The sequence below is a fragment of the Nocardia sp. CA-120079 genome, assembly GCF_050955745.1.
Classification (GTDB): Bacteria; Actinomycetota; Actinomycetes; order Mycobacteriales; family Mycobacteriaceae; genus Nocardia.
Genome location: NZ_CP192088.1, coordinates 6687299 through 6711401, shown reverse-complemented (window position 1 = coordinate 6711401; position 24103 = coordinate 6687299). Strand labels below are relative to the sequence as shown.

Sequence of the window (24103 nt, the reverse complement as noted above, 5' to 3'; positions counted from 1 at the left end):
TCATTTCGGCATGAGACACCTACTGCTGACGCTCGGCTGTGCGCTGTTCGTCGCGGTGTCGACGACAAGCCTTGTCGCACCGCCCGTCTCGGCCGAACCGGAATGCGCGGTCCAGGTGGACGTGCGACCGGTGACCCTGACAGTGGACGGCGAGGACGCCACCGGTCGGGTATACGAACCGCATCGCTGCACGGCAGGCGACCCGGCGCCGCGTGATCTGGTCGTCGCGGTCCATGGCCACGACGGCACCTCCGCCGACTACGCCGAATATCTGACCTCGATCGCCCGCCGCACCGCGACCCCCATTCTGTCCATGGACGCCCGCAGCGCGACCAGTGTCTGGCGGACCGGCGACTGGAATCTGTGGGCGGGTTGGCGCGATATCGTCACCGCCACCCAGTGGTACAAGGACGAGCATCCGACGATCGGCCGCACCGTGCTGTGGGGCTGGAGTCAGGGCGGCACCATGAGCGGACTCGCGGTGGCGCACGGTCCGCAGGGACTCTTCGACTATTGGGTCGATAATTACGGCCCCGCGGACGATTTCACCATGTGGCTAGCGTCGGCGGGCGTCGATCCCGCACTGCCCGGCCAGATCGAACGCGATGCGGGCGGCTGCGCCCCGACGGTCTGCCCGCAGGTCTATGCCGAACGTTCGCCCGTTCTCCTCGCTGCCCGGATGAGCATGAAACGCGCCTTCCTCATCCACGGCACCGGTGACGATGTGGTGCCGTACCCGGCGACCGTGGAAATGCGAGCCGGACTGCTCGCCGCGGGCAAACCCGCCTCGATGTACACCATCGTCACCGGCCGCGACCTGAACGGCGCCGTCGTCCCGGGCGATCACAGCGTCGGACCCGCCTACTTCGAGGGCGGCTGCGTGGTCGAGCGCCTGCTGCTCGGCACCGAACCCGTCGACGGACCCGACCGCGACTATCTGGTCGACGTCGCCCGCGGCATCGTGACCGCGCCCCCGGCCCCGCCGAACGCCAAATGCGCCGCATAGGGAACACCGGTCGGTGCGTTGTGGTTCATTCGGGCAGGACCGGATACAAGGAGAGGTGCAATGAAGCCGAATGACCCCGCCTACCACTGGAGCGGCGCGGAATTGGACCTCGACGCGTACCTGGCGCGCATCGGTTACACCGGCGACCGCACCCCGACGCTGGCCACCCTGCGCGCCATCGTCCACGCGCACACCACCACGATCCCGTTCGAGAACCTGGAGTCCATTCTCGGCCGCCCCGTGCCGCTGGATTTGGAATCCTTGCAGGACAAGATGATCCGGCACCGGCGCGGCGGCTACTGCTACGAGAACGTCGGCCTGTTCGCCGCCGCGCTGGAACGGCTCGGCTTCGGGGTGACCGGTCTCAGCGGCCGGGTCACCATGGGCGTTTCCGAGGGTCTGCGCCCGGCCACCCACGCCCTGCTGCGCGTCACCACCGGCGATGACGATCGCGTCTGGATCTGCGATGTCGGCTTCGGCTCCGGACCCCTCGCGCCCTATGAACTGGCCGAGGGCGGTGAATTCAGCCTCGGCGACTGGCGCTTCCGGCTCGAACACACCACCGGCGAACTCGACAGCGATCTGTGGGTGCTGCACCAATTCGGCCGCGACGGCTGGATCGACCGCTACACCTTCACGCTGAATCCGCAGTACCGCATCGATTTCGCGGTCGGCAACCACTTTGTCTCCACCTCGCCGCGCTCACCGTTCACCGCCCGGCCGTTCGTGCAACGCTTCCTTCCGGAGGTCCACCACGTGCTGGACAACCTCACCCTCATCACCGAATATCCGAACGGCTCCAGCGAAACCCGCGAACTCGAACTCGCCGAACTTCCGAAGATCCTCACCGAGGTCTTCGACATCGACCTGTCCGAACCCGACGCCACCGCCCTCGCCCAGGGGCCCTGGCTCGCCTGAATCCGCTCCGTGCGGTTACCCGGGCTCGCTGCCCTGCGGCACTAGAGTCGGCCAGGTGCGTGCTTACCGGAATCTTCTCGTTCTGTTCGCAGCCTCCGCGCTGGCCCTGAGTGGTTGCAACTCAGGGCGGGCCCAGCCCGATACCGTCGCCGAGCAGTTCGCCGATGCGCTCAGCCGCGACGACGTCGCCGCGGCCGCCGCGCTCACCGACGACCCGACCACGGCATCGGATGTGCTGGGCAAGCTCTACGACGGGCTCGGCAAAGATGTGAAATACGAGGTCCGCACTGCGGACAAGAACTCCTTCACCCTCGCCGCCACCTGGAAGTTCGGCAAGAACGAGTGGAGCTACACCACCAACGGTTCCGCAGGCGATTCCGGCGACGGCTGGAAGATCAAATGGGATCCCAATGCCATCGCACCCGGTCTCGCCTCAGGACCGCTGAGCTACGCCACCGCCTATCCGAAGCCCGCGCGCATTCTGGAGTCATCGGGGGGTGAGTTGATGACCGAGCAGGTGGTCACCCTGGTGAACGTCGCCCCCGGTGCCGATACCGCCGCGCTCGCCGCGGTGCTCGCCCCCGTCGCCGCCGACATCACCGCGCAGTCGCTGCAATCGGATCTGGCTGCGGCCCAGGGCAAGTCGATCACGGCGGTCACCCTGCGCGACGCCGATATCGCCCCGATCCAGACGGCGCTGGCCGCAGTCCCGGGCGTCACCCTCGCGCCGCAGACCCGCCTGCTCGCCACCGACAAATCCCTCGCGTCACCGGTGCTGTCCGGCCTCGCCGACCTGTGGCAGAACTCGGCCGACGCGGCGGCAGGCTGGGCGGTGCGGGCGCAGACCGCCGATGGCACCGAACGCGTCGCCGGTCAGGATCCGAAACCCACCGCGGATATCGTGACCACACTCGACACCGATCTGCTGCGCTACGCGGAGAGCGCATTGACGCCGATCACGCAGCCCGCCGCGATCGTCGCAATGCAACCGTCCACCGGAAAGGTGCTCGCCGTCGCGCAGAACGCGGCCGCCGACGCTCAGGGACCGATCGCGCTCACCGGCCTGTATCCGCCGGGTTCGACCTTCAAGACCGTCACGGTCTCGGCCGCGCTGCAATCCGGCGCGGTGACACCCGACACCGTGCTGCCGTGCCCGGCCACCGCGAATATCGAAGGCCGCCGCATCCCCAACGACAACAACTTCGACCTCGGCAATGTCGCGCTGCACACCGCCTTCGCCCAGTCCTGCAACACCACCATGGGCCAACTCGCGGTGAATCTCGCACCGAACGGCCTCACCGATGCCGCGGCACAACTCGGCCTCGGCATCGACTTCGTCACACCCGGTCTGACCACCGTCACCGGCAAGGTGCCGACCGCGGACACCCCGGCGCTGCGCGTCGAATCCGGTATCGGCCAGGGCAAGGTGACGGCGTCACCGTTCGGTATGGCGCTGGTCGCCGCATCCATCGCGCGCGGATCGATGCCGCTGCCGATGGTCGTCGACGGGCAGCCCGGCGTGGCCGACCACACTCCGGCGCCGCTGCCGCCGACCACCGACGAGCAGCTGAAAACCATGATGCGCGAAACCATAACCGGCGGCACCGCCACCGCACTGCGCGATATTCCGGGGCTGATCGGCAAGACCGGCACCGCCGAGTACATCGATGACAAGCACGCCCACGGCTGGTTCGTCGGCATCGACGGCGACCTGGCCTTCGCCGTATTCGTCAGCGATGCCAACAGCTCGGGTCCGGCCGTGGAAGCCGCAGGCCGTATGCTGCGTGCAAGACATTGAGCGTCACTGCCGAATCAGCACGACATCAGCGTTCGGCGCGTGTGGGCGGCGAACATACCCCGCAGACGCGTGCCGAGGATTGCGCCCCGCTACACTCGTCGGCGGAACGCGTTGATGGTCAATACGCGTGATGTCACGATTTCGAGAAGGTTCGGAGTAGGCGCCATCGATACCGGTCAATTGATCGCGGAGCACTACCGCCTGGTCGAGCGGATTGGTAGCGGCGGCACGGGTGTAGTTTGGCGTGCCATCGACGAACGCCTGCAGCGCTCGGTCGCGGTGAAGCAGATCCACATCAAGCCCAGCCTGCCCGAAGCCGAGCGCGACGTGGTGCGACAGCGCGCGATCCGCGAGGCCCGCAATGCGGCGCGCTTCCAGCATCCGAATGCGATCGTCGTCTTCGATATCACCGAGCACAACGGCGACCCGTGCCTGGTGATGGAGTACCTGAAGTCGAAGAGTCTGGCGGGAGTGATCTCCGCGCAGGGGATGCTGCCGCTGACCCAGGTCGCGCGGATCGGCGAACAGGTCGCCTCGGCGCTCATCGCCGCACATCACGCCGGGATCGTGCACCGCGATGTCAAACCGGGCAATATCCTGCTCGACGACACCGGCACGGTGAAGATCACCGACTTCGGCATCTCCCGCGCCACCGGTGACGTCACCCTCACCGAGACCGGTCTGATCTGCGGTACCGCCGCCTATCTCGCGCCGGAGGTCGCGCGCGGCGCCGACCCGACCCCGGCCGCCGACGTATTCGCCTTGGGTGCAACGCTTTTCCACGCTCTCGAGGGCGAACCGCCGTACGGTGCCAGCGCCAACCCGCTCGCCGTGCTCTACGCCGCGGCGAACGGCCAGGTGAGCGAACCTCGGCACGCCGGCCCCGCAACCGACTTCCTGCTCGATCTGCTCAGCCCGGATCCCGCCGAGCGGCCGACCATGCGTGCGGCCCGCGAACATCTTTCCGCGCTCGCCGATTCCGGACCGGTGACCGCCGGATTCGTACCGGCCAGTGAGGCTTTCGGCCGGCGCGGCGAATCCGCAACCCGTACCCTGCGGCCACCGGCCAATCCGACGCCGGAGCACCAGCCGACCACACGGCAGCCACGTCCGGCGCCGCCGCCGCGAAATTCCGTCCGTCCCGCCAACTCCAGTGCATCGCATCCGACGACCGCCGCACATCCGCGGACGGCGACGCAGCCGCGTCCGGCGCAGCGCAAGTCCGGTGGCAAGCGCAAGGCCGTACTGGTCGGTGCGACCATCGGTGCGGTGGTGGCCGTCGTGGCCATCCTGATCGGTGCGCTGAATCAGTCGGGCACCAATACGCCGTCGGTGCAAGCGAGTCCGCCTTCGTCGTCGGTGTCCAAGGGGACCACTTCCACGGCTGCCGCGGGCGCGCCGGGGCAAACGAAGAGCGTCGGCACGGCCGACTCGCGGCAATCCATCGATCAAGTGGTGGACTTCTACAACAACCTCACCTATATGAGTTTCGCGTCTGCATGGAAACAGTTGACTCCCGCTGCCCAGCGGGTCTACGGCAGTCAGTCGGCCTTCCAGGATTACTGGACGCAGAATCGGGTCACGGGCTTCAACACTGTTGATGCGGCCGGTAGTGGTACAGGTACCAACCCAGACGGTTCGGTGGAAATCAATGTGGCCAGCGTGACCTATGCGGGCCAGAACAGGTCGGTGACGCTGCGGTTGATCAACCCCGGCAGCGGCGCCCCACTCATTGACAGCGACACCCGCAGCGGCGACGCGCGCTAGTCACGGCGGCGGGTGCGGTGCGCTATCGGGCAACGGACCGCACCGAGGTCTGCGCCCAATTCGCCAGCAGCGCAAGGGCGGTGGCGCTCGGCGAATCCGCTTCGGTGGTGTGCATGATCAGCGCCTGATCCGGATCGTCGGGCAGGCGCAGGGTTTCGAAGCCCAGATCTAGCCGGCCGACCACCGGGTGCAGATAAATGTAGCGCCCGTGCGTCTTGTCCTTGAGCTCGTGACGCTGCCACATGGCGGCGAAGTCGGCGGAGTTCGTGCTCAATTCCTCGATGAGCGAAACGATTGCGGCGTCGCCGGGATGGCGCGCCATATCCAGGCGCAGATACGCGACGACATCGGCGGCCTTGGCCGTCCAATCCTCGTACAGTTCCCGCATCCCCTCATCGAGGAAGACCAGTCGGGCCAGATTGCGCTCGCGGGGCGGTAGTGCACCGAAATCGGTAATGAGCGCGGCGGCAAGGGAATTCCAGGCGAGCACATTGGTGCCGCGACCCACGATGTAGGCGGGGACGTCGGCGGCCGCGTCGAGCAGCCTGCGCAATCCGGGACGGACTTCCTGTTCGGCCGGCGGCTCCTCGCCGGACCACGGCCGCGCGAGTCGATACAGATGCTCGCGTTCCACCGGATTCAGCCGCAGCGCCTGCGCGACGGCATCCAGCACCGACTCGGAGAAGTGCAGGGTGCGGCCCTGTTCCAGACGCACATAGTGATCGACACTGACCCCGGCCACCATGGCCAGCTCCTCGCGGCGCAGACCGGGCACCCGGCGCCGGCTGCCGTAATCGGGCAGGCCGACCTCCTCCGGGCTCAGCCGCGCTCGCCGGGAACGCAGGAATTCGCCGAGTTCGGCACGTCGATCCAGACTCACGTCATCCAGTATCCAGCCGGTTGCCGGGCGCATCCTGGTCATGCCGTGCCCAGGCTCACGCGGCGCTGTTTACCGCCGTTGTCCGCGCCGAAAGTAGTGATCACCGCCGGAACGGTTCCGGCAGTGAACGGAGACGGAAACAATGAGCAACACCCGCCCCCTCGGCGACACCGGCATGGACATCACCCCGCTCGGCTTCGGCACCTGGATCTTCGGCGGATCTGGTTGGCAGTACTCATGGGGCGCCACCGATGACGCCGAATCGATCACCGCCATTCGGCACGCGGTGCACGCCGGAATCAACTGGATCGATACCGCAGCCGCCTACGGCCTCGGCCACGCCGAGGAAGTGGTCGGCCGCGCGCTCGCCGACATTCCGGAAGCCGAGCGACCCTATCTCTTCACCAAAACCGGCCTGATTTGGGACGACGGCGATGACCGTTCCGGCCCGCCGCGCCGGATCATGCGGCCCGACGTGGTGCGCAGGGAAGTCGAGGATTCGCTGCGTCGGCTGCGCGCCGAGCAGATCGACCTCTACCTGGTGCACTGGCCGGATACCGGCGCGGTCTTCGTCTACGGCGCCGAGGGCGAGGCCAACGACCAGGCGACTCCGCTCGAGGAGTACTGGCAGGTCATGGCCGATCTGAAGAAGGAAGGCAAGGTCCGCGCGATCGGCTTGTCCAACCACGGCGCGGCCGAGCTGGCGATCGCCGAGTCCATCGCCCATGTCGATGCGATCCAGCCGCCGTTCTCGGCGATCAACCGCTCGGCCGCGGCCGATATCGCCTGGGCACACGAGAACGGCACCGGCGTGATCGTTTACTCACCACTGCAATCGGGCCTGCTCACCGGCACATTCACCGAAGAACGCCTGCGCAATCTGCCCGCCGAGGACTGGCGCGGTTCGCATCCGGACTTCACCACCGGCCTGTCCGCCAAGCTCGCCCTGGTCGAAGCCATGCGCCCGATCGCGGCCCGCCACGGCGTGACCGTCGCCGAGGTCGCCCTGGCCTGGGCGACCGCATGGCCCGGCATCACCGGCGCGATCGTCGGTGCACGTAACGCCACGCAGATCGACGGCTGGCTCGGCGCGCGTGACCTCGCGCTCAGCCCCGACGACCTCGCCGCAATCGAGACCGCCATCACCACGACCGGCGCGGGCACCGGCCCCGCCCGCGCGTAATTTTCGGAGGAACCACCATGACACTGCACGTCGTCGCCGAATTCCGCGCCAACTCGGGCCGCGAGGACCGCCTACGCACGGCACTCGAGGCAATGATCGAACCATCCCTCGCCGAGCCCGGCTGCCTGACCTATCACCCCTACACCGACCCCAACGATCCGTCCCACATGGTGCTCGTCGAGGAGTGGACCACCCCCGAAGCCCTCGACAAACATTTCACGACGCCACATTTCTTCCATGTGCGCGATGTACTCGACCAGATCCTCGCCGAACCGATGATCATCAAGCGCCTCGTCTCGGCCTGACACCCGTCGCGCCCCGGTCCACTATCGGACCGGGGCAGTCCGCGCCACATCCGGCGACCGCACCGGATAACGGGTGGCATCGGACCGATAGGCTGGTAGCTGGAGCGGAGCGGAGGATACCGACCGCTCGGCCTCGGGCACGGCGTCCAAGGATCAGGACAGACAGGATCGCAGACCTCATGACATCCCGCATCGAGCTCGCCCGCGTTGATCTGCGCGGCCGTACTCCCTCCGCTGCCGAGCTGCGCACCGCGCTGCCGCGCGGGGGAGTCGACGTGGACTCGGTGCTGCATCAGGTGCGACCGGTGGTGGAGGCCATCCGGGATCGCGGGGTCGCCGCGGCGCTGGAGTTCAGCGAGCAGTTCGACGGCGTGATTCCGGCGAGCGTGCGGGTGCCCGCGGCCGAGTTGGAAGCCGCATTGGAGAAGTTGGATCCGGCCGTGCGCAGTGCACTCGAGGTCGCGATCGAACGGACCCGCAAGGTGCACGCCGATCAGCGACGCACCGATACCACCACCGAGGTCGTGCCCGGCGGCACGGTCACCGAGCGGTGGGTTCCGGTCGAGCGGGTGGGGCTCTACGTGCCGGGCGGCAATGCCGTCTACCCGTCGAGCGTCGTGATGAATGTGGTGCCCGCGCAGGCGGCCGGTGTCGACTCGCTGGTGGTGGCCTCGCCGCCGCAGGCGCAGCACGGCGGGCTGCCGCACCCGACCATTCTGGCGGCCGCGAAACTGCTCGGGGTCGAGGAAGTGTGGGCCGTCGGCGGTGCGCAGGCCATCGCGTTGCTGTCTTACGGCGGTATCGATACCGATGGAGCGCAGCTCGAGCCGGTCGACCTGATCACCGGTCCCGGCAATATCTTCGTGACCGCCGCCAAGCGTCTGTGCCGCGGCCTGGTCGGCATCGATGCCGAGGCGGGCCCCACCGAGATCGCGATTCTGGCCGATGCCGCCGCCGATCCGGTCCACGTCGCCGCCGATCTGATCAGCCAGGCCGAACACGATGTGCTCGCCGCCAGCGTGCTCGTGACCGACAGCGTCGAACTCGCCGATGCGGTGGACGCCGCGCTCACCACCCAGATGACAGTGGTCAAGCACGCGCATCGGGTGCGAGAGGCATTGTCCGGCAAGCAATCCGGCACCGTGCTCGTCGACGATATCGAGCAGGGGCTGCGGGTGGTGAATGCCTACGCCGCCGAACACTTGGAGATCCAGACCGCCGATGCGCCGGGTGTCGCGGCCCGAGTGCGCAGCGCCGGCGCGATCTTCGTCGGTGCGTATGCCCCGGTCAGCCTGGGTGACTATTGCGCGGGCTCCAACCACGTACTCCCGACGGCGGGTTGCGCGCGGCACTCCTCGGGCCTGAGCGTGCAGACCTTCCTGCGCGGAATCCACGTCGTCGAATACACCGAGACCGCACTCAAAGATGTCGCCGGTCACGTGGTCGCCCTGGCCAATGCCGAGGATCTGCCCGCACACGGCCAGGCGGTACAAGCGCGATTCGAGGCACTGGCATGACGCCGGTGGGTGGCGGGGCGGGAACGAACACAGACACCGTGCCCGGCTCCGATATCAGCCTGGACGACCTGCCGCTGCGCGAGAATCTGCGCGGCAAAAAACCTTACGGCGCACCACAATTGACGGTGCCGGTACAGCTGAACACCAATGAGAACCCGCACCCGCCGAGCCGGGCCCTCATCGACGACGTCGCCGAATCCATTCGCGCCGCCGCCACCGACCTGCACCGCTATCCGGACCGCGACGCCGTCGCCCTGCGCACCGACCTGGCCGAATATCTGACTCGCCAGACCGGCACCGCGGTGCACACCGCCAATGTCTGGGCGGCCAACGGCTCCAACGAAATCCTGCAGCAACTGCTGCAGGCCTTCGGCGGGCCCGGCCGCAGCGCAATGGGTTTCGTGCCGTCGTACTCGATGCACCCGATCATTTCCGAGGGCATCGATACCGAGTGGGTCGAGGCCAAGCGCAATGCCGACTTTTCCCTCGATATCGACTACGCGCTCACCGTCATCGCCGAGCGCCGACCCGATGTGGTCTTCGTGACCAGCCCCAACAACCCGACCGGACACAGCATCCCGCAGGCCGACCTGGCCCGGATCCTGGCCGCCGCATCGGGCATCGTGGTCGTCGACGAGGCATACGGCGAATTCTCCGCCGAGCCGAGCGCGATCGCCCTGATCGACCGGTATCCGACGAAACTCGTGGTCAGCCGCACCATGAGCAAGGCCTTCGCCTTCGCGGGCGGCCGCCTCGGCTACCTGGTGGCCGCCCCGGCGGTGATCGATGCGATGCTGCTGGTGCGACTGCCGTATCACCTGTCGGTGGTCACCCAGGCCGCCGCCCGCGCGGCCCTGCGCCACGCCGACGAAACCCTCGCCAGCGTCGCCGAACTGGCGGCACAGCGGGACCGGGTCGCGGAAGCGCTGGCCGCCATGGGTTTCGAGGTGATCCCCAGCGACGCCAACTTCCTGCTCTTCGGTCGCTTCACCGACGCCCCCCGCGCCTGGCAGCACTATTTGGACCGCGGCGTGCTGATCCGCGACGTCGGAATTCCGGGATATCTGCGCGCCACCATCGGTCTCGCCGCCGAGAACGACGAATTCCTGCGCGCCAGTGGCACATTGGCCGACACCGATCTCACCATCCGATGAATCCGCCTGTGGAGGAAGCAAAGATGAATCGCACCGCGCGGGTGGAGCGCGTCACCAAGGAATCGAATATCGTCGTCGAACTGGACCTCGACGGCACCGGCAAGACCGACATCTCCACCGGTGTCCCGTTCTACGACCACATGCTGACCGCGCTCGGCGCACACGCCAGCTTCGATCTGACGGTGCGCGCCGAGGGCGATATCGAGATCGAGGCGCACCACACCGTCGAGGACACCGCCATCGTCTTCGGCCAGGCGCTGGGTAAGGCACTGGGCGACAAGTCCGGCATCCGTCGCTTCGGCGATGCGTTCATTCCGATGGACGAGACCATGGCGCACGCGGCGGTAGACGTCTCAGGCCGCCCGTACTGCGTCCACACCGGCGAACCCGATCACCTGCTGCACGCGGTGATTCCCGGTTCCGGCCCCGGAGCCCCGTATTCGACAGTGCTCAATCGGCATGTTTTCGAGTCGATCGCGCTGAACGCCCGCATCGCACTGCACGTGCGCGTGCTGTATGGCCGCGACCAGCATCACATCACCGAGGCCGAATTCAAGGCGGTCGCGCGGGCTTTGCGCGCCGCCGTCGAACTGGATCCGCGGGTGAGCGGTGTGCCGTCGACGAAGGGGACGCTGTGACAACGAAATCCGTCGCGCTGCTCGACTACGGCTCCGGCAATCTGCACTCCGCGCACCGCGCGCTGATCCGCGCGGGCGCGAACGTCGAGGTGACCGCCGATGCCGATATCGCGCTGGCCGCCGATGGCCTCGTCGTACCCGGGGTCGGTGCGTTCGCCGCGTGCATGGCCGGACTGCGCGAGGTGAAAGGGGAGCGCATCATCGGTCAGCGGCTGGCCGGTGGTCGCCCGGTGCTCGGTATCTGCGTCGGCATGCAGATCCTGTTCGAGCGCGGGGTGGAATTCGGTGTGGAAACCGACGGGTGCGCGGAATGGCCGGGCGTGGTCGAGCGCCTGTCCGCACCTGTGCTCCCGCACATGGGCTGGAACACCGTGTCGGCTCCTACCGACAGCGTCCTGTTCGCCGGAATGGCAAGCGATACCCGTTTCTATTTCGTGCACTCCTATGCTGCGCAGACCTGGGACCTGCCGCCGAGCGAACACTTCGCCGCGCCGAAGCTCACCTGGTCCGAACACGGCGTCCCATTCCTGGCGGCCGTCGAGAACGGTCCGCTGTCGGCGACGCAGTTTCATCCCGAAAAGTCCGGCGATGCGGGCGCGCAGTTGCTCCGCAATTGGGTGAACTCGCTGTAAACACCCGCTGGCCAGGCGATTTGACATCGTGCACGCCGATAAGTAACTTTATTCGAGTCAGAGCGACACGGACACCGACCCGGAGCCCAAAGCGCAGCGGAAACGTTGAGCACAGTGGCCTGGGAAACGAGGTAGGACGAGGAGCGCCTGGCGATCACACTGGTTCGGAAGGTTCCTGATTTTGTGTCGGGAGTCGGCTGAGCTAAGCTTCATCAAGTTGCCTCACTGAAGTTCCGAATCAATGCCGGAGTGAATGTGTGTGCGTGTGTTCTTTGAGAACTCAATAGTGTGTCGATGAATGTCAGTGCCAAATATTTTTTGGTTCCGGCCTCTCATACCCCCGTGTGGTGAGGTTGGACATTTTAGTCAGCAAATACTTTTGCTGGCGTTTGATTTTGCTAGGTTTTCGGACTCTAGTTAGATATTTCTGATTCACTCTTCGGGGTGTTTCGTGAGTCTTCAACGGAGAGTTTGATCCTGGCTCAGGACGAACGCTGGCGGCGTGCTTAACACATGCAAGTCGAGCGGTAAGGCCCTTCGGGGTACACGAGCGGCGAACGGGTGAGTAACACGTGGGTGATCTGCCTCGTACTTCGGGATAAGCCTGGGAAACTGGGTCTAATACCGGATATGACCTCAGGATGCATGTCTTGTGGTGGAAAGATTTATCGGTGCGAGATGGGCCCGCGGCCTATCAGCTTGTTGGTGGGGTAATGGCCTACCAAGGCGACGACGGGTAGCCGACCTGAGAGGGTGACCGGCCACACTGGGACTGAGACACGGCCCAGACTCCTACGGGAGGCAGCAGTGGGGAATATTGCACAATGGGCGGAAGCCTGATGCAGCGACGCCGCGTGAGGGATGACGGCCTTCGGGTTGTAAACCTCTTTCGACAGGGACGAAGCGTGAGTGACGGTACCTGTAGAAGAAGCACCGGCCAACTACGTGCCAGCAGCCGCGGTAATACGTAGGGTGCGAGCGTTGTCCGGAATTACTGGGCGTAAAGAGCTTGTAGGCGGTTCGTCGCGTCGATCGTGAAAACCTACCGCTCAACGGTGGGCTTGCGGTCGATACGGGCGGACTAGAGTACTTCAGGGGAGACTGGAATTCCTGGTGTAGCGGTGAAATGCGCAGATATCAGGAGGAACACCGGTGGCGAAGGCGGGTCTCTGGGAAGTAACTGACGCTGAGAAGCGAAAGCGTGGGTAGCGAACAGGATTAGATACCCTGGTAGTCCACGCCGTAAACGGTGGGTACTAGGTGTGGGTTTCCTTCCACGGGATCCGTGCCGTAGCTAACGCATTAAGTACCCCGCCTGGGGAGTACGGCCGCAAGGCTAAAACTCAAAGGAATTGACGGGGGCCCGCACAAGCGGCGGAGCATGTGGATTAATTCGATGCAACGCGAAGAACCTTACCTGGGTTTGACATACACCAGAAACGCCTAGAGATAGGTGCCCCCTTGTGGTTGGTGTACAGGTGGTGCATGGCTGTCGTCAGCTCGTGTCGTGAGATGTTGGGTTAAGTCCCGCAACGAGCGCAACCCTTATCTTATGTTGCCAGCGCGTTATGGCGGGGACTCGTGAGAGACTGCCGGGGTCAACTCGGAGGAAGGTGGGGACGACGTCAAGTCATCATGCCCCTTATGTCCAGGGCTTCACACATGCTACAATGGCCGGTACAGAGGGCTGCGATACCGTGAGGTGGAGCGAATCCCTTAAAGCCGGTCTCAGTTCGGATCGGGGTCTGCAACTCGACCCCGTGAAGTTGGAGTCGCTAGTAATCGCAGATCAGCAACGCTGCGGTGAATACGTTCCCGGGCCTTGTACACACCGCCCGTCACGTCATGAAAGTCGGTAACACCCGAAGCCGGTGGCCTAACCCTTGTGGAGGGAGCCGTCGAAGGTGGGATTGGCGATTGGGACGAAGTCGTAACAAGGTAGCCGTACCGGAAGGTGCGGCTGGATCACCTCCTTTCTAAGGAGCACTTCTACGCTGGTCGGTTCGAATAGTCGTCCTCGATCGCGTCAGAGACCGTGTAGTTCTCGCATGTAGAACTGCGGATGCTCATGGGTGGAACGCTGGCAAGTTCATCGCATGGGATCGGAGCCGAGTCTTCGATCGCGGTGATATATCGACACACTGTTGGGTCCTGAGAGAACACGCGAGTGTTTCTTTCGGAGCAAAATAACGATCTTGCCGGGTCTCTTGTTCATACCGGGAAGGCTGAGAGGTCTTCTGCTGGTGCTGGAATCCGATTCGGTGGGGTGTGTTGTTTGAGAACTGCACAGTGGACGCGAGCATCTTTGTTTGTAAGTGTTTAAGAGCGTACGGTGGATGCCTTGGCACCAGGAGCCGATGAAGGACGTAGGAGGCTGCGATAAGCCTCGGGGAGCTGTCAACCGAGCTGAGATCCGAGGATTTCCGAATGGGGAAACCCAGCACGAGTGATGTCGTGTTACCCGCATCTGAATATATAGGGTGTGTGGAGGGAACGTGGGGAAGTGAAACATCTCAGTACCCACAGGAAGAGAAAACAATAGTGATTCCGTGAGTAGTGGCGAGCGAAAGCGGATGAGGCTAAACCATGCGGATGTGATAGACGGCAGTTGTTGTCCGTGTGGGGTAGTGGGGCTCACTTTCTCGATTCTGCCGAGTCGAGCGACAGTCAGAAAAGTGCGTGTTAGTCGAAGTGGTCTGGAACGGCCCGCCATAGACGGTGATAGTCCGGTAGGTGAAAACGCGTGCTCTGTTGTAGTGGGTGCCCGAGTAGCAGCGGGCCCGTGAAATCTGCTGTGAATCTGCCGGGACCACCCGGTAAGCCTGAATACTCCCTGGTGACCGATAGCGGACTAGTACCGTGAGGGAAAGGTGAAAAGTACCCCGGGAGGGGAGTGAAATAGTACCTGAAACCGTGCGCTTACAATCCGTCAGGGCCTGCGAGTGACTTGTCACTGTGGGTGATGGCGTGCCTTTTGAAGAATGAGCCTGCGAGTTAGTGGCATGTGGCGAGGTTAACCCGTGTGGGGTAGCCGTAGCGAAAGCGAGTCCGAATAGGGCGTTTTGAGTCGCGTGTTCTAGACCCGAAGCGGAGTGATCTACCCATGGCCAGGGTGAAGCGACGGTAAGACGTCGTGGAGGCCCGAACCCACTTAGGTTGAAAACTGAGGGGATGAGCTGTGGGTAGGGGTGAAAGGCCAATCAAACTCCGTGATAGCTGGTTCTCCCCGAAATGCATTTAGGTGCAGCGTCACGTGTTTCACGCCGGAGGTAGAGCTACTGGATGGTCTAGGGGGCCTACAAGCTTACCGAAATCAGCCAAACTCCGAATGCCGGTGTGTGAGAGCGTGGCAGTGAGACTGCGGGGGATAAGCTTCGTAGTCGAGAGGGAAACAGCCCAGATCGCCGGCTAAGGCCCCTAAGCGTGTACTAAGTGGAAAAGGATGTGGAGTCGCGAAGACAACCAGGAGGTTGGCTTAGAAGCAGCCATCCTTGAAAGAGTGCGTAATAGCTCACTGGTCAAGTGATTCTGCGCCGACAATGTAGCGGGGCTCAAGTACACCGCCGAAGCCGCGGCATTCACACAATACATCCGCTGAGTTCTACGGGATTTGGTGCAGTGGTGTGGATGGGTAGGGGAGCGTCCTACAGCCATGGAAGCAGCAGTGTGAGCTAGTTGTGGAGGCTGTGGGAGTGAGAATGCAGGCATGAGTAGCGAAAGACGAGTGAGAAACTCGTCCGCCGAATGACCAAGGGTTCCTGGGCCAGGTTAATCCGCCCAGGGTGAGTCGGGACCTAAGGCGAGGCCGACAGGCGTAGTCGATGGACAACGGGTTGATATTCCCGTACCCGTGTATCCGCGCCCAATGGCGAATCAGTTGTGCTAAGTATCCAAAACCCAAGAGACTTCCTTCGGGAAGCTGGAGGGGGCTGCATACGATCCTGGCTGTAGTAGTCAAGCGATGGGGTGACGCAGGAAGGTAGCTGGGCCAGTCAGTGGTTGTACTGGTGTAAGCCTGTAGGGCGCGACATAGGTAAATCCGTGTTGCATATGGCCTGAGAGGTGATGCGTAGCCGATTGAGGTGAATTCAGTGATCCTATGCTGCCGAGAAAAGCCTCTAGTGAGTTGGTACACGGCCCGTACCCCAAACCGACACAGGTGGTCAGGTAGAGAATACTGAGGCGATCGAGAGAACTGTGGTTAAGGAACTCGGCAAAATGCCCCCGTAACTTCGGGAGAAGGGGGACCACGTCTGGTGACGGTTCTTGCAGCCTGAGCTGGGTGTGGTCGCAGAGACCAGAGAGAAGCGACTGTTTACTAAAAACACAGGTCCGTGCGAAGTCGTAAGACGATGTATACGGACTGACGCCTGCCCGGTGCCGGAAGGTTAAGAGGACCGGTTAGCTACTTCGGTGGCGAAGCTGAGAATTTAAGCCCCGGTAAACGGCGGTGGTAACTATAACCATCCTAAGGTAGCGAAATTCCTTGTCGGGTAAGTTCCGACCTGCACGAATGGCGTAACGACTTCTCTGCTGTCTCAACCACAGACTCGGCGAAATTGCATTACGAGTAAAGATGCTCGTTACGCGCGGCAGGACGAAAAGACCCCGGGACCTTCACTATAGCTTGGTATTGGTGTTCGGTACGGTTTGTGTAGGATAGGTGGGAGACTGTGAAGCGGGCACGCCAGTGTTTGTGGAGTCGTCGTTGAAATACCACTCTGATCGTATTGGACCTCTAACCTCGGGCCATGATCTGGTTCAGGGACAGTGCCTGGTGGGTAGTTTAACTGGGGCGGTTGCCTCCTAAAATGTAACGGAGGCGCCCAAAGGTTCCCTCAGCCTGGTTGGCAATCAGGTGTCGAGTGCAAGTGCACAAGGGAGCTTGACTGTGAGAGTGACAGCTCGAGCAGGGACGAAAGTCGGGACTAGTGATCCGGCACCGGCAAGTGGAAGCGGTGTCGCTCAACGGATAAAAGGTACCCCGGGGATAACAGGCTGATCTTCCCCAAGAGTCCATATCGACGGGATGGTTTGGCACCTCGATGTCGGCTCGTCGCATCCTGGGGCTGGAGTAGGTCCCAAGGGTTGGGCTGTTCGCCCATTAAAGCGGCACGCGAGCTGGGTTTAGAACGTCGTGAGACAGTTCGGTCTCTATCCGCCGCGCGCGTCAGAAACTTGAGGAAGGCTGTCCCTAGTACGAGAGGACCGGGACGGACGAACCTCTGGTGTGCCAGTTGTCCTGCCAAGGGCACTGCTGGTTAGCTACGTTCGGAAGGGATAACCGCTGAAAGCATCTAAGCGGGAAGCCTGTTCCAAGATGAGGTTTCTCACCACCTTCGAGTGGTTAAGGCCCCCTACAGACCATGGGGTTGATAGGCCAGAACTGGAAGCCCGGTAACGGGTGTAGGTGACTGGTACTAATAGGCCGAGGACTTACCAACGAAGAAGCTACGCGTCCACTGTGCGGTATCTGAAACAACACACAGACACTGCAGCAGACAACAGAAGGGGTTCGTTTCCCTGTGCTGGTTGTCGGGTTGTGTGTGGATAGTTTCATAGAGTTACGGCGGCTATAGCGGTGGGGAAACGCCCGGTCCCATTCCGAACCCGGAAGCTAAGGCCACCAGCGCCGATGGTACTGCACTCGACAGGGTGTGGGAGAGTAGGACACCGCCGGAACATCATTGCGAAAGGCCCCCAACACCAGTTGGGGGCCTTTTTGCGTATCAGAGCTCCCCGCAATGTATTTCAGTGCATCGGGGTGAGCTACTTCTTGATCGGGCGGCGAGCCTGTAGCCGGGCGCTGTCAGCTGCGGCACGCCCGGCCGCCCAACCATTGGCGTTGCCGATGGAAATCCCGCGGTCTCGGATAGTGGGGAACAGCGCGTCGAACGCCTCATCCACTTTGTGCTGGCGGGAGCGGAGCGCCGGAAGCAAACGCGCCGGATCCGGGGATTCCGCAATCGTCGTCTCATTCGCTTCTTCGAGTCGCTCACCGATGCGCGTTGCATAGGCGATGAGGAAGGACTTGCGGTATGCGCGGCTTCTGGCATCGGCGCTGCGCTTTGACTCGTTGCCGCTGGCGATCATCGCTCTGGTGGCCTGAACGAGCAGCGAGGTCGTCAGCAATTCGACTGCCTCCAAGTCGCCTTCGTCGCCGACGACGGTCATGAAGCCGAATGCCGAGGCGTAGATCGCGCGGCACCGGTTGGCTTTTGTGACCACATCGACCAGCAGCGCTTTCGCGTCGGCGTAGGGGGTTTCCAACCAGATCCGGCACGCGCCGGGCAGATCGGGCACGGCGTTGTCCGCATCGACGAGTACCCGATCGAGCGCGTATTTGGTCATCAGCTCCTGGGCCTTGGCCGAAAGTGCTTCCGCCTCTTCGGGATATGACGTCGACTCGGCCTTCGCGAGCAGTCCGCGAACTCGGCTCAGAACCTTGACGTCGACGCCGTGGTGGTGCGCTGCCGCTTGCGGTCGTGCAGTGCCGGGCAAGGGCCGGATCAGTTCGAGCTCGGGTAGTCGGATCAGCATCGCAAGCGCCTCGACCACAGTCGTTACCGCCTCTGCCGGAGTCAGTAATTGCCTTGCGGCCCACTGATCGAGGTGCGGTTCTGATGCGGACCACCAGATGTCGGCTCCCAGCGCGGCGAGCTGCAGCTGCCAGGTCTCATCGACTGATTCCGGCGCGTTGGGCCGGACGTAGGCGGCCATGACATCGATGAGTAGCGCGATCGCGAACTGGTCCACGCGTCGCCGCGCGACCTGGTGGATGTCTTCCGGCAGCCAACCGTATTGAAAGATTCGGCCGATGATGTGCTGTGCCGCCAGGTGCGCGCCGTCGGCCTGTTCGAGCGTCAGCGACTCGCGCCCGACGAGCTGTTGCGCGAATTGCTCTGCGGCGCGGGCATTCCCCTGCGCGGCTGCCATTGCCGTCGCCATGATCGCGTTCGCGATCTGCTCGGAATCCTGCGGCCCACTCGACTGCGCACACCAGAATGCGGCGCCCTCGGCGGCGCCACGTCCCGAGTGCCGTCGACGGTTTTGCTTGCCCACGACCGATCCTCCTCACATAATCCGGAGGCAACTCGCCCACAACCGTATAGGCCGGGAAATGCCGCGGATGACGTGCATCCGATACGGCGCGGTCGGAAGCCGTCGGATGCGGGAAACACCGGTAGTCGGCGGCTCTCCGGGTACACCCTGAGCTGGAGGCCGGCCATATGGGGGATGCGTCCTGATCCGCCGAGCCGGAGTGCGGGCCTACGGTTGTGGCGAGGAGGTCGCGATGAAGTCCGTCACGGTTCCGTTGACCGTCATCGGGGGCTATGCCGCGGTTGCGAGCTTCGCGTTCGCGGCCGCCCTCACCGAGACGATCATGTTGTATCCCAATATCTTTCGTGATGTACCCGAATCGCTGGCGCAGACCCAGCAGTTCATGAGTGAGGTCGCGGTCGGTGATGTGATGCGCCCGCTCGGCGGAGTGTTGACGGTGTGCGCGCTGGTCGCCTGTGCTGCAGCGGCACGGTATCGCCTCGCACGAGGATGGGTTGGCGCATCGATGATTTCTCTGGTCAGTGGCCAGTTCTTGCTGTCGATCCTGTACCTGTGGCCCCGCGCGACGATTCTGTTCGACGAACGCTCCCGGCACAGTCTCGCCGAGATCGAGAGCGCGGCCACCGAATTTCAGGTAGGCGAGTGGGTTCGGATTGCGGCTGCGCTGGCGACCGCGGTATTTGCGGTCGCCGCCACGCTGAGTTGTTATCGCACACGGGTTCTCGCCACGGTCGACGCGCGGTTCGAGCGGCCGGCTTAGGGGCGAGTGCCTGTGGACCACAGTGGCGTCGTCTCCACCCTCGACAGTCGCCAGCCCTGCGCCGTACGAACCGCGTCGAAGCGGTAGACCTCGCCGAGGGTGTACTGCGGCTCCGACACGGCGCTCGTGGCCGGCGCGAAGGTGGCGATGAGATTCGCGCGTACCTCGGCCGCATCGCCGTGCAGGTCGATCATCACATTGGTGATGAAGTGCTGAATGCGCTTGTCGTCGGAGTGATTCCGGCTCGCTTGCGCGATGAGCGCAGCACGCCCCTCGGCCCGGCCGCCGGGGGTTTTCGCGGTCGCGTCGGCGGTGTAGATCGTGCGGAAGTCATCGAAGCGGCCCTCGTCCAAGGCGCGGCCCAATTGGTTGACCAGTCCGGTGATTTCGTCGCGGTCCATCAGTTCGCGGAGTTGGTGCGTGTCGTCGCTGGTGGCAGTGGTGCAGGCGGTGAGTAGCGCCAGCGGCAGTGCGGGGAGGGGGAGGAAGCGGCGGATCTTGCTCATCGTCGAACCTTTCGAACTAAACGTTGGTCGATCCAACGTTGGCGAGTCCAACGATAACAGATCGTGGGTTACACCAACAAGTCTTGCTACATTGCTCTCATGGAGATCGCGCACGAGGACACCCCGGGCAGGCTGCGCGCCCTGCCCACCCGGCTGGTGAACCAGGTGGCCATCCTCGCCAACCGGGCGACCGAACGCGCCTTCGAAGCAACCGGATCCCGCCGCTACCACTACGCCCTGCTCGCCACCCTCGGCGAGTTAGGCCCGGCCAGCCAAGCCGATCTCGGCCGTCGCACCCGGATCGACCGCAGCGATATCGTCGCCGCACTGAACGATCTGGCCGAGCGCGGCCTGATCGAACGCACCCCGGATCCGAGCGACCGCCGCCGCAATATCGTCACCATCACCAAGGCGGGCACCCGCCACCTGGACGAACTGGACCAGCGAATCGAAGCCGCCCAGGACGATCTACTCACCGCTCTCTCCGCCGCCGAGCGCCGCGAACTGGTCCGGCTGCTCACCCGGATCCTCGATGATCATGTGCAAGGGTGATCGCGCCCCTATTTCCGCAGGCCGGGGGTAGGGCACGCGGAGCGAGCAACTAAACTGCATCCGTGAGTCTTGTGCTGCTACCTGCTGTCGATGTCGCCAATGGAGAGGCCGTGCGCCTGGTTCAGGGGGAGGCCGGCAGCGAAACCAACTACGGCTCCCCGCGCGACGCGGCACTCGCCTGGCAGGAAGCCGGTGCGGAGTGGGTGCATCTGGTCGATCTGGACGCGGCATTCGGCCGTGGTTCCAATCGTGAGCTGCTGGCCAAGGTCGTCGGCGAACTCGATGTCAAGGTGGAGTTGTCCGGCGGTATCCGCGACGACGAATCCCTGGAGGCCGCGCTGGGTACCGGCTGTGCGCGGGTGAACCTCGGTACCGCCGCGCTGGAGGATCCGCAGTGGTGTGCCCGTGCCATCGCCAAGCACGGAGAGCGCATCGCCGTCGGCCTGGATGTGCGGATCATCGATGGCGAACACCGGCTGCGCGGTCGCGGCTGGGTCAGCGACGGCGGCGATCTGTGGGAGGTGCTCGAACGCCTCGAGCGTGACGGTTGCTCGCGCTACGTGGTCACCGACGTGACCAAGGACGGCACCCTCACCGGACCCAACCTGGATCTGCTGCGCGAGGTCTGCGCCGCCACCGACGCGCCGGTGATCGCCTCCGGTGGCGTTTCCACCATCGAGGATCTGATCGCCATCGCCGAACTGGTGCCCGAGGGTGTCGAGGGTTCGATCGTCGGTAAGGCGCTGTACGCGGGCCGCTTCACGCTGCCCGAGGCGCTGGCCGCGGTCCGCTGACGATTCGATGACCGCCAACCGCCTCGATACCGAACTACCGGCCCTGCTCGATGTCGCCAGCGAAATCCTTGACGCGGCGAGCCCCCGTTTCATCGAGGGGGTCGGCGCGCCCAGCGCGGTGGCCAAGGGCCGCAACGACTTCGCGACCGAACTCGACCTGGAGTTGGAGCGCACCATCTCCGCGCAGCTCGAGCAGCGCACCGGAATCGAGGTGCACGGTGAGGAATTCGGCGGTCCGCAGCTCACATCGGGGACCGCTTGGGTGCTGGATCCGATCGACGGCACCTTCAATTACTCATCGGGACATCCCCTTTCGGGCATGCTGCTGGCCCTGGTGCACGAAGGGGAGCCGCTGCTCGGGCTGACCTGGCTGCCACTGCTCGGCCAGCGCTATTCGGCGGCCGTCGATGGTCCGGTGCTGCTCAACGGCGAACCGCTGCCACGCCTGCCGCACGGGAAGCTCGGCGAGGCGATGATCGGCTTCGGCGCGTTCAATGTGGACTCGGCCGGACGCATTCCCGGCCGGTTCCGTTTCGATCTGCTCGGTCCGCTGAGCAGGCTTTCGTCACGGGTGCGCATGCACGGCTCCACCGGCATCGACCTCGCGTTCACCGCATCGGGCGTGCTCGGTGGCGCGATCGTCTTCGGGCACCATCCGTGGGACAACGCCGCGGGCGTTGCGATGGTGCGTGCGGCGGGCGGGGTGGTTACCGATCTGGCGGGGGATCCGTGGACCATCACCTCGGGTTCGGTGCTGGCCGCCGCGCCGGGGGTGCACGAGGAACTGCTCGAAATGATTTGCACGGTCGCCGACGATGCGTGAGGCTGCGTACGAAGGACAGGGGCTGGCAGTCGGCGGAGCCTGCGGGGCGGGTAAACACCGCAAGATTCGAAGAAGGGTGAGCCGATGACGTTGGCGGTACGCGTGATTCCGTGCCTGGATGTCGACGCGGGCCGGGTGGTCAAGGGCGTCAACTTCGAAAACCTGCGTGACGCGGGCGATCCCGTCGAACTCGCCGCCGCCTACGACCTGCAGGGCGCCGACGAGCTGACCTTCCTCGACGTCACCGCCTCCACCGGGGACCGCGGCACCATGATCGATGTGGTGACCCGCACGGCCGAGCAGATCTTCATCCCGCTCACCGTCGGCGGCGGTGTGCGCACGGTCGAGGATGTCGACCGGCTGCTGCGCGCGGGCGCGGACAAGGTATCGGTGAATACCGCCGCCATCGCGCGCCCCGAAGTCTTGCGGGAAATGTCGGAGCGCTTCGGCTCTCAGTGCATTGTGCTGTCGGTGGATGCCCGCACCGTTCCGGACGGACAGCCCGACACTCCGTCCGGCTGGGAGGTCACCACACACGGCGGCAAGCGCGGCACCGGCATAGACGCCATCGAATGGGCCGTGCGCGGCGCCGAACTCGGCGTCGGCGAGATCCTGCTCAACTCGATGGATGCCGACGGCACCAAGACAGGCTTCGACCTGCCCATGATCAAGGCCGTCCGCGAAGCGGTCTCGATACCGGTGATCGCCAGCGGCGGCGCGGGCGCCGTCGAACACTTCGCCCCCGCCGTCGAGGCCGGCGCAGACGCAGTCCTGGCCGCCAGCGTCTTCCACTTCGGCGAACTCACCATCCCCCAGGTAAAAGCCGCCATGCGCGCCGAACAAATCATCGTGCGCTAGCCCGCGCCCGGGCGCACACGAAGCTGACGCATAGCCAGTGACTGCCTCGCACAAGGTCTCTGCGAGGTTCTCAGTAGATATGCGGCAGCCTCCGGTGGAATTCGGCGGCGAAAACCTCAGTGCCGTAACGCTGATGCCTGGTGCGGTCGAGGGTTCCACCGATGTTGTTGTGGCCCAAATGGATTTGGCTCCGAGGCTGATTGTCGGCGTGCTCGGCAGATCCGGGGGGAGCTGAATCGCACTCGCGCGGCTTGAATTTTCTTCGGAGAGTTCGTCCGCCACGCCGGGGCGGTGATTGCTATCTGCTCGACAGTTACCCAGGCTTAGCGACCATGTCCGCCACGTGTCCCGCATGCTCCTGGTCATCGCCGATGCTGGTGTCGACACATGGTTCGGTTCGCTATCTGCGTTGTGTCTGTGGCAAATGGCTGGTTGCCCACCGGGGCGGGGTGAATTTGGTCACCGGCAGGGCGGCCTGCGCCAAAAAGCCTGTGGCCGAACATCTCGAACTGATTCCGCTGCCGGAGGAGTAGGAACTGTCGCGGCGGATGGTGTTTCGGCACTACACGATGTGTCCCGGCGGGAGCCCCCTGTATAACGGTGATATGACTCTCGACCCCGCCATCGCCGCCCGGCTCAAGCGCAATGACGCCGGACTCGTCGCCGCGGTCGCGCAGGAGCGCGGCACCGGCGATGTGCTGATGGTTGCCTGGATGGACGACGAGGCGCTGGCCCGCACGCTGGAAACCCGCAAGGCGACCTACTATTCGCGTTCGCGCCAGCAGTACTGGGTCAAGGGCGAAACCTCCGGCCATACCCAGTACGTGCACGAGGTCCGTCTCGACTGCGACGGCGACACCATTCTGCTCGTCGTCGACCAAGAGGGCGCGGCCTGCCACACCGGCACGCACACCTGCTTCGACTCCGACCTGCTGCTCGCCGACAGCTGA

The 24103-nt window shown here is 64.2% G+C and carries 19 protein-coding genes and 3 rRNA genes; 19 read left to right on the top strand and 3 right to left on the bottom strand.

Annotation, left to right across the window (positions count from 1 at the left end):
* The first annotated feature begins 10 nt into the window (after positions 1 to 10).
* The 4 genes from ACQPYR_RS31035 (at position 11) to ACQPYR_RS31020 (ending at position 5489) form a co-directional block, all read left to right on the top strand.
* Positions 11 to 1006, top strand: coding sequence for an alpha/beta hydrolase family protein (locus ACQPYR_RS31035; protein WP_433622437.1), 996 nt, complete (start codon positions 11 to 13; stop codon positions 1004 to 1006).
* A 60-nt stretch (positions 1007 to 1066) separates the two neighbouring features.
* Positions 1067 to 1924, top strand: coding sequence for an arylamine N-acetyltransferase family protein (locus ACQPYR_RS31030; protein WP_433622436.1), 858 nt, complete (start codon positions 1067 to 1069; stop codon positions 1922 to 1924).
* 55 nt (positions 1925 to 1979) lie between these two features.
* Positions 1980 to 3722 (top strand): penicillin-binding transpeptidase domain-containing protein, encoded by a 1743-nt coding sequence (locus tag ACQPYR_RS31025; RefSeq protein WP_433622435.1) that lies wholly within the window; start codon positions 1980 to 1982, stop codon positions 3720 to 3722.
* A 114-nt stretch (positions 3723 to 3836) separates the two neighbouring features.
* Positions 3837 to 5489: a protein kinase domain-containing protein gene (locus tag ACQPYR_RS31020; protein WP_433622434.1), complete on the top strand. Its 1653-nt coding sequence runs from the start codon at positions 3837 to 3839 to the stop codon at positions 5487 to 5489.
* Positions 5490 to 5511: 22 nt separating this feature from the next.
* Here ACQPYR_RS31020 and ACQPYR_RS31015 read toward each other — a convergent pair whose 3' ends face one another.
* Positions 5512 to 6369, bottom strand: coding sequence for a helix-turn-helix transcriptional regulator (locus ACQPYR_RS31015; RefSeq protein ID WP_433622433.1), 858 nt, complete (start codon positions 6367 to 6369; stop codon positions 5512 to 5514).
* A 142-nt stretch (positions 6370 to 6511) separates the two neighbouring features.
* Here ACQPYR_RS31015 and ACQPYR_RS31010 point away from each other — a divergent pair, with 142 nt between their 5' ends.
* The 9 genes from ACQPYR_RS31010 (at position 6512) to rrf (ending at position 17480) form a co-directional block, all read left to right on the top strand.
* The gene (locus ACQPYR_RS31010) at positions 6512 to 7552 is read left to right on the top strand and encodes an aldo/keto reductase (RefSeq protein ID WP_433622432.1); all 1041 of its coding nucleotides are present in this window, start codon (positions 6512 to 6514) and stop codon (positions 7550 to 7552) included.
* Between the two features lie 17 nt (positions 7553 to 7569).
* On the top strand, positions 7570 to 7857 hold the full coding sequence (locus ACQPYR_RS31005; RefSeq protein WP_433622431.1) for a putative quinol monooxygenase: 288 nt from the start codon (positions 7570 to 7572) through the stop codon (positions 7855 to 7857).
* Positions 7858 to 8036: 179 nt separating this feature from the next.
* Positions 8037 to 9374, top strand: a complete 1338-nt coding sequence (gene hisD, locus ACQPYR_RS31000) for a histidinol dehydrogenase (protein WP_433622430.1) — start codon at positions 8037 to 8039, stop codon at positions 9372 to 9374.
* Positions 9371 to 10528, top strand: coding sequence for a histidinol-phosphate transaminase (locus ACQPYR_RS30995; protein ID WP_433622429.1), 1158 nt, complete (start codon positions 9371 to 9373; stop codon positions 10526 to 10528). Before hisD ends, ACQPYR_RS30995 begins: the two co-directional genes overlap by 4 nt.
* A 23-nt stretch (positions 10529 to 10551) precedes the next feature.
* Positions 10552 to 11166: an imidazoleglycerol-phosphate dehydratase HisB gene (gene hisB, locus ACQPYR_RS30990; protein ID WP_040688866.1), complete on the top strand. Its 615-nt coding sequence runs from the start codon at positions 10552 to 10554 to the stop codon at positions 11164 to 11166.
* The gene (hisH, locus tag ACQPYR_RS30985) at positions 11163 to 11798 is read left to right on the top strand and encodes an imidazole glycerol phosphate synthase subunit HisH (RefSeq protein WP_433598544.1); all 636 of its coding nucleotides are present in this window, start codon (positions 11163 to 11165) and stop codon (positions 11796 to 11798) included. The genes hisB and hisH overlap by 4 nt, the downstream gene beginning before the upstream one ends.
* 459 nt (positions 11799 to 12257) lie before the next feature.
* A 16S ribosomal RNA gene (locus ACQPYR_RS30980) occupies positions 12258 to 13774 on the top strand.
* 333 nt (positions 13775 to 14107) lie between these two features.
* Positions 14108 to 17242, top strand: a 23S ribosomal RNA gene (locus tag ACQPYR_RS30975).
* A gap of 121 nt (positions 17243 to 17363) precedes the next feature.
* A 5S ribosomal RNA gene (gene rrf, locus ACQPYR_RS30970) occupies positions 17364 to 17480 on the top strand.
* Together the 16S, 23S and 5S rRNA genes form the textbook arrangement of a ribosomal RNA operon.
* 87 nt (positions 17481 to 17567) lie before the next feature.
* Here the strand turns inward: rrf and ACQPYR_RS30965 are convergent.
* The gene (locus ACQPYR_RS30965; protein WP_433622428.1) at positions 17568 to 18860 is read right to left on the bottom strand and encodes a DUF2786 domain-containing protein; all 1293 of its coding nucleotides are present in this window, start codon (positions 18858 to 18860) and stop codon (positions 17568 to 17570) included.
* Positions 18861 to 19092: 232 nt separating this feature from the next.
* On the opposite strand from ACQPYR_RS30965, the gene ACQPYR_RS30960 reads away from it, so the two are divergent.
* Complete coding sequence (locus ACQPYR_RS30960) at positions 19093 to 19620, top strand: hypothetical protein (RefSeq protein ID WP_433622427.1); 528 nt, start codon at positions 19093 to 19095, stop codon at positions 19618 to 19620.
* Here ACQPYR_RS30960 and ACQPYR_RS30955 read toward each other — a convergent pair.
* Positions 19617 to 20126 (bottom strand): nuclear transport factor 2 family protein, encoded by a 510-nt coding sequence (locus tag ACQPYR_RS30955; RefSeq protein WP_433622426.1) that lies wholly within the window; start codon positions 20124 to 20126, stop codon positions 19617 to 19619. The genes ACQPYR_RS30960 and ACQPYR_RS30955 overlap by 4 nt on opposite strands.
* A gap of 99 nt (positions 20127 to 20225) precedes the next feature.
* Between ACQPYR_RS30955 and ACQPYR_RS30950 the strand changes: the two genes are divergently transcribed.
* The 5 genes from ACQPYR_RS30950 (at position 20226) to hisI (ending at position 24103) form a co-directional block, all read left to right on the top strand.
* Complete coding sequence (locus ACQPYR_RS30950) at positions 20226 to 20678, top strand: MarR family winged helix-turn-helix transcriptional regulator (RefSeq protein ID WP_433622425.1); 453 nt, start codon at positions 20226 to 20228, stop codon at positions 20676 to 20678.
* Between the two features lie 62 nt (positions 20679 to 20740).
* Positions 20741 to 21472, top strand: a complete 732-nt coding sequence (priA, locus tag ACQPYR_RS30945; RefSeq protein ID WP_040688875.1) for a bifunctional 1-(5-phosphoribosyl)-5-((5-phosphoribosylamino)methylideneamino)imidazole-4-carboxamide isomerase/phosphoribosylanthranilate isomerase PriA — start codon at positions 20741 to 20743, stop codon at positions 21470 to 21472.
* Between the two features lie 7 nt (positions 21473 to 21479).
* A complete protein-coding gene (locus ACQPYR_RS30940) occupies positions 21480 to 22295 on the top strand; it encodes an inositol monophosphatase family protein (protein ID WP_433622424.1) in 816 nt (271 codons plus the stop codon).
* 84 nt (positions 22296 to 22379) lie between these two features.
* The gene (gene hisF / locus ACQPYR_RS30935) at positions 22380 to 23153 is read left to right on the top strand and encodes an imidazole glycerol phosphate synthase subunit HisF (protein WP_433622423.1); all 774 of its coding nucleotides are present in this window, start codon (positions 22380 to 22382) and stop codon (positions 23151 to 23153) included.
* A gap of 605 nt (positions 23154 to 23758) precedes the next feature.
* Positions 23759 to 24103 carry a phosphoribosyl-AMP cyclohydrolase gene (gene hisI, locus ACQPYR_RS30930; RefSeq protein WP_062993581.1) on the top strand — a complete coding sequence of 115 codons (345 nt, stop codon included), beginning with the start codon at positions 23759 to 23761 and terminating at the stop codon, positions 24101 to 24103.

Coding starts and splice junctions, on each gene's coding strand:
- ACQPYR_RS31035 (WP_433622437.1), top strand. CDS start 11: ATGAGACACCTACTGCTGACGCTCGGCTGTGCGCTGTTCGTCGCGGTG.
- ACQPYR_RS31030 (WP_433622436.1), top strand. CDS start 1,067: ATGAAGCCGAATGACCCCGCCTACCACTGGAGCGGCGCGGAATTGGAC.
- ACQPYR_RS31020 (WP_433622434.1), top strand. CDS start 3,837: ATGGTCAATACGCGTGATGTCACGATTTCGAGAAGGTTCGGAGTAGGC.
- ACQPYR_RS31010 (WP_433622432.1), top strand. CDS start 6,512: ATGAGCAACACCCGCCCCCTCGGCGACACCGGCATGGACATCACCCCG.
- ACQPYR_RS31005 (WP_433622431.1), top strand. CDS start 7,570: ATGACACTGCACGTCGTCGCCGAATTCCGCGCCAACTCGGGCCGCGAG.
- hisD (WP_433622430.1), top strand. CDS start 8,037: ATGACATCCCGCATCGAGCTCGCCCGCGTTGATCTGCGCGGCCGTACT.
- ACQPYR_RS30995 (WP_433622429.1), top strand. CDS start 9,371: ATGACGCCGGTGGGTGGCGGGGCGGGAACGAACACAGACACCGTGCCC.
- hisB (WP_040688866.1), top strand. CDS start 10,552: ATGAATCGCACCGCGCGGGTGGAGCGCGTCACCAAGGAATCGAATATC.
- ACQPYR_RS30960 (WP_433622427.1), top strand. CDS start 19,093: ATGAAGTCCGTCACGGTTCCGTTGACCGTCATCGGGGGCTATGCCGCG.
- ACQPYR_RS30955 (WP_433622426.1), bottom strand. CDS start 20,126: ATGAGCAAGATCCGCCGCTTCCTCCCCCTCCCCGCACTGCCGCTGGCG.
- ACQPYR_RS30950 (WP_433622425.1), top strand. CDS start 20,226: ATGGAGATCGCGCACGAGGACACCCCGGGCAGGCTGCGCGCCCTGCCC.
- ACQPYR_RS30940 (WP_433622424.1), top strand. CDS start 21,480: ATGACCGCCAACCGCCTCGATACCGAACTACCGGCCCTGCTCGATGTC.
- hisF (WP_433622423.1), top strand. CDS start 22,380: ATGACGTTGGCGGTACGCGTGATTCCGTGCCTGGATGTCGACGCGGGC.
- hisI (WP_062993581.1), top strand. CDS start 23,759: ATGACTCTCGACCCCGCCATCGCCGCCCGGCTCAAGCGCAATGACGCC.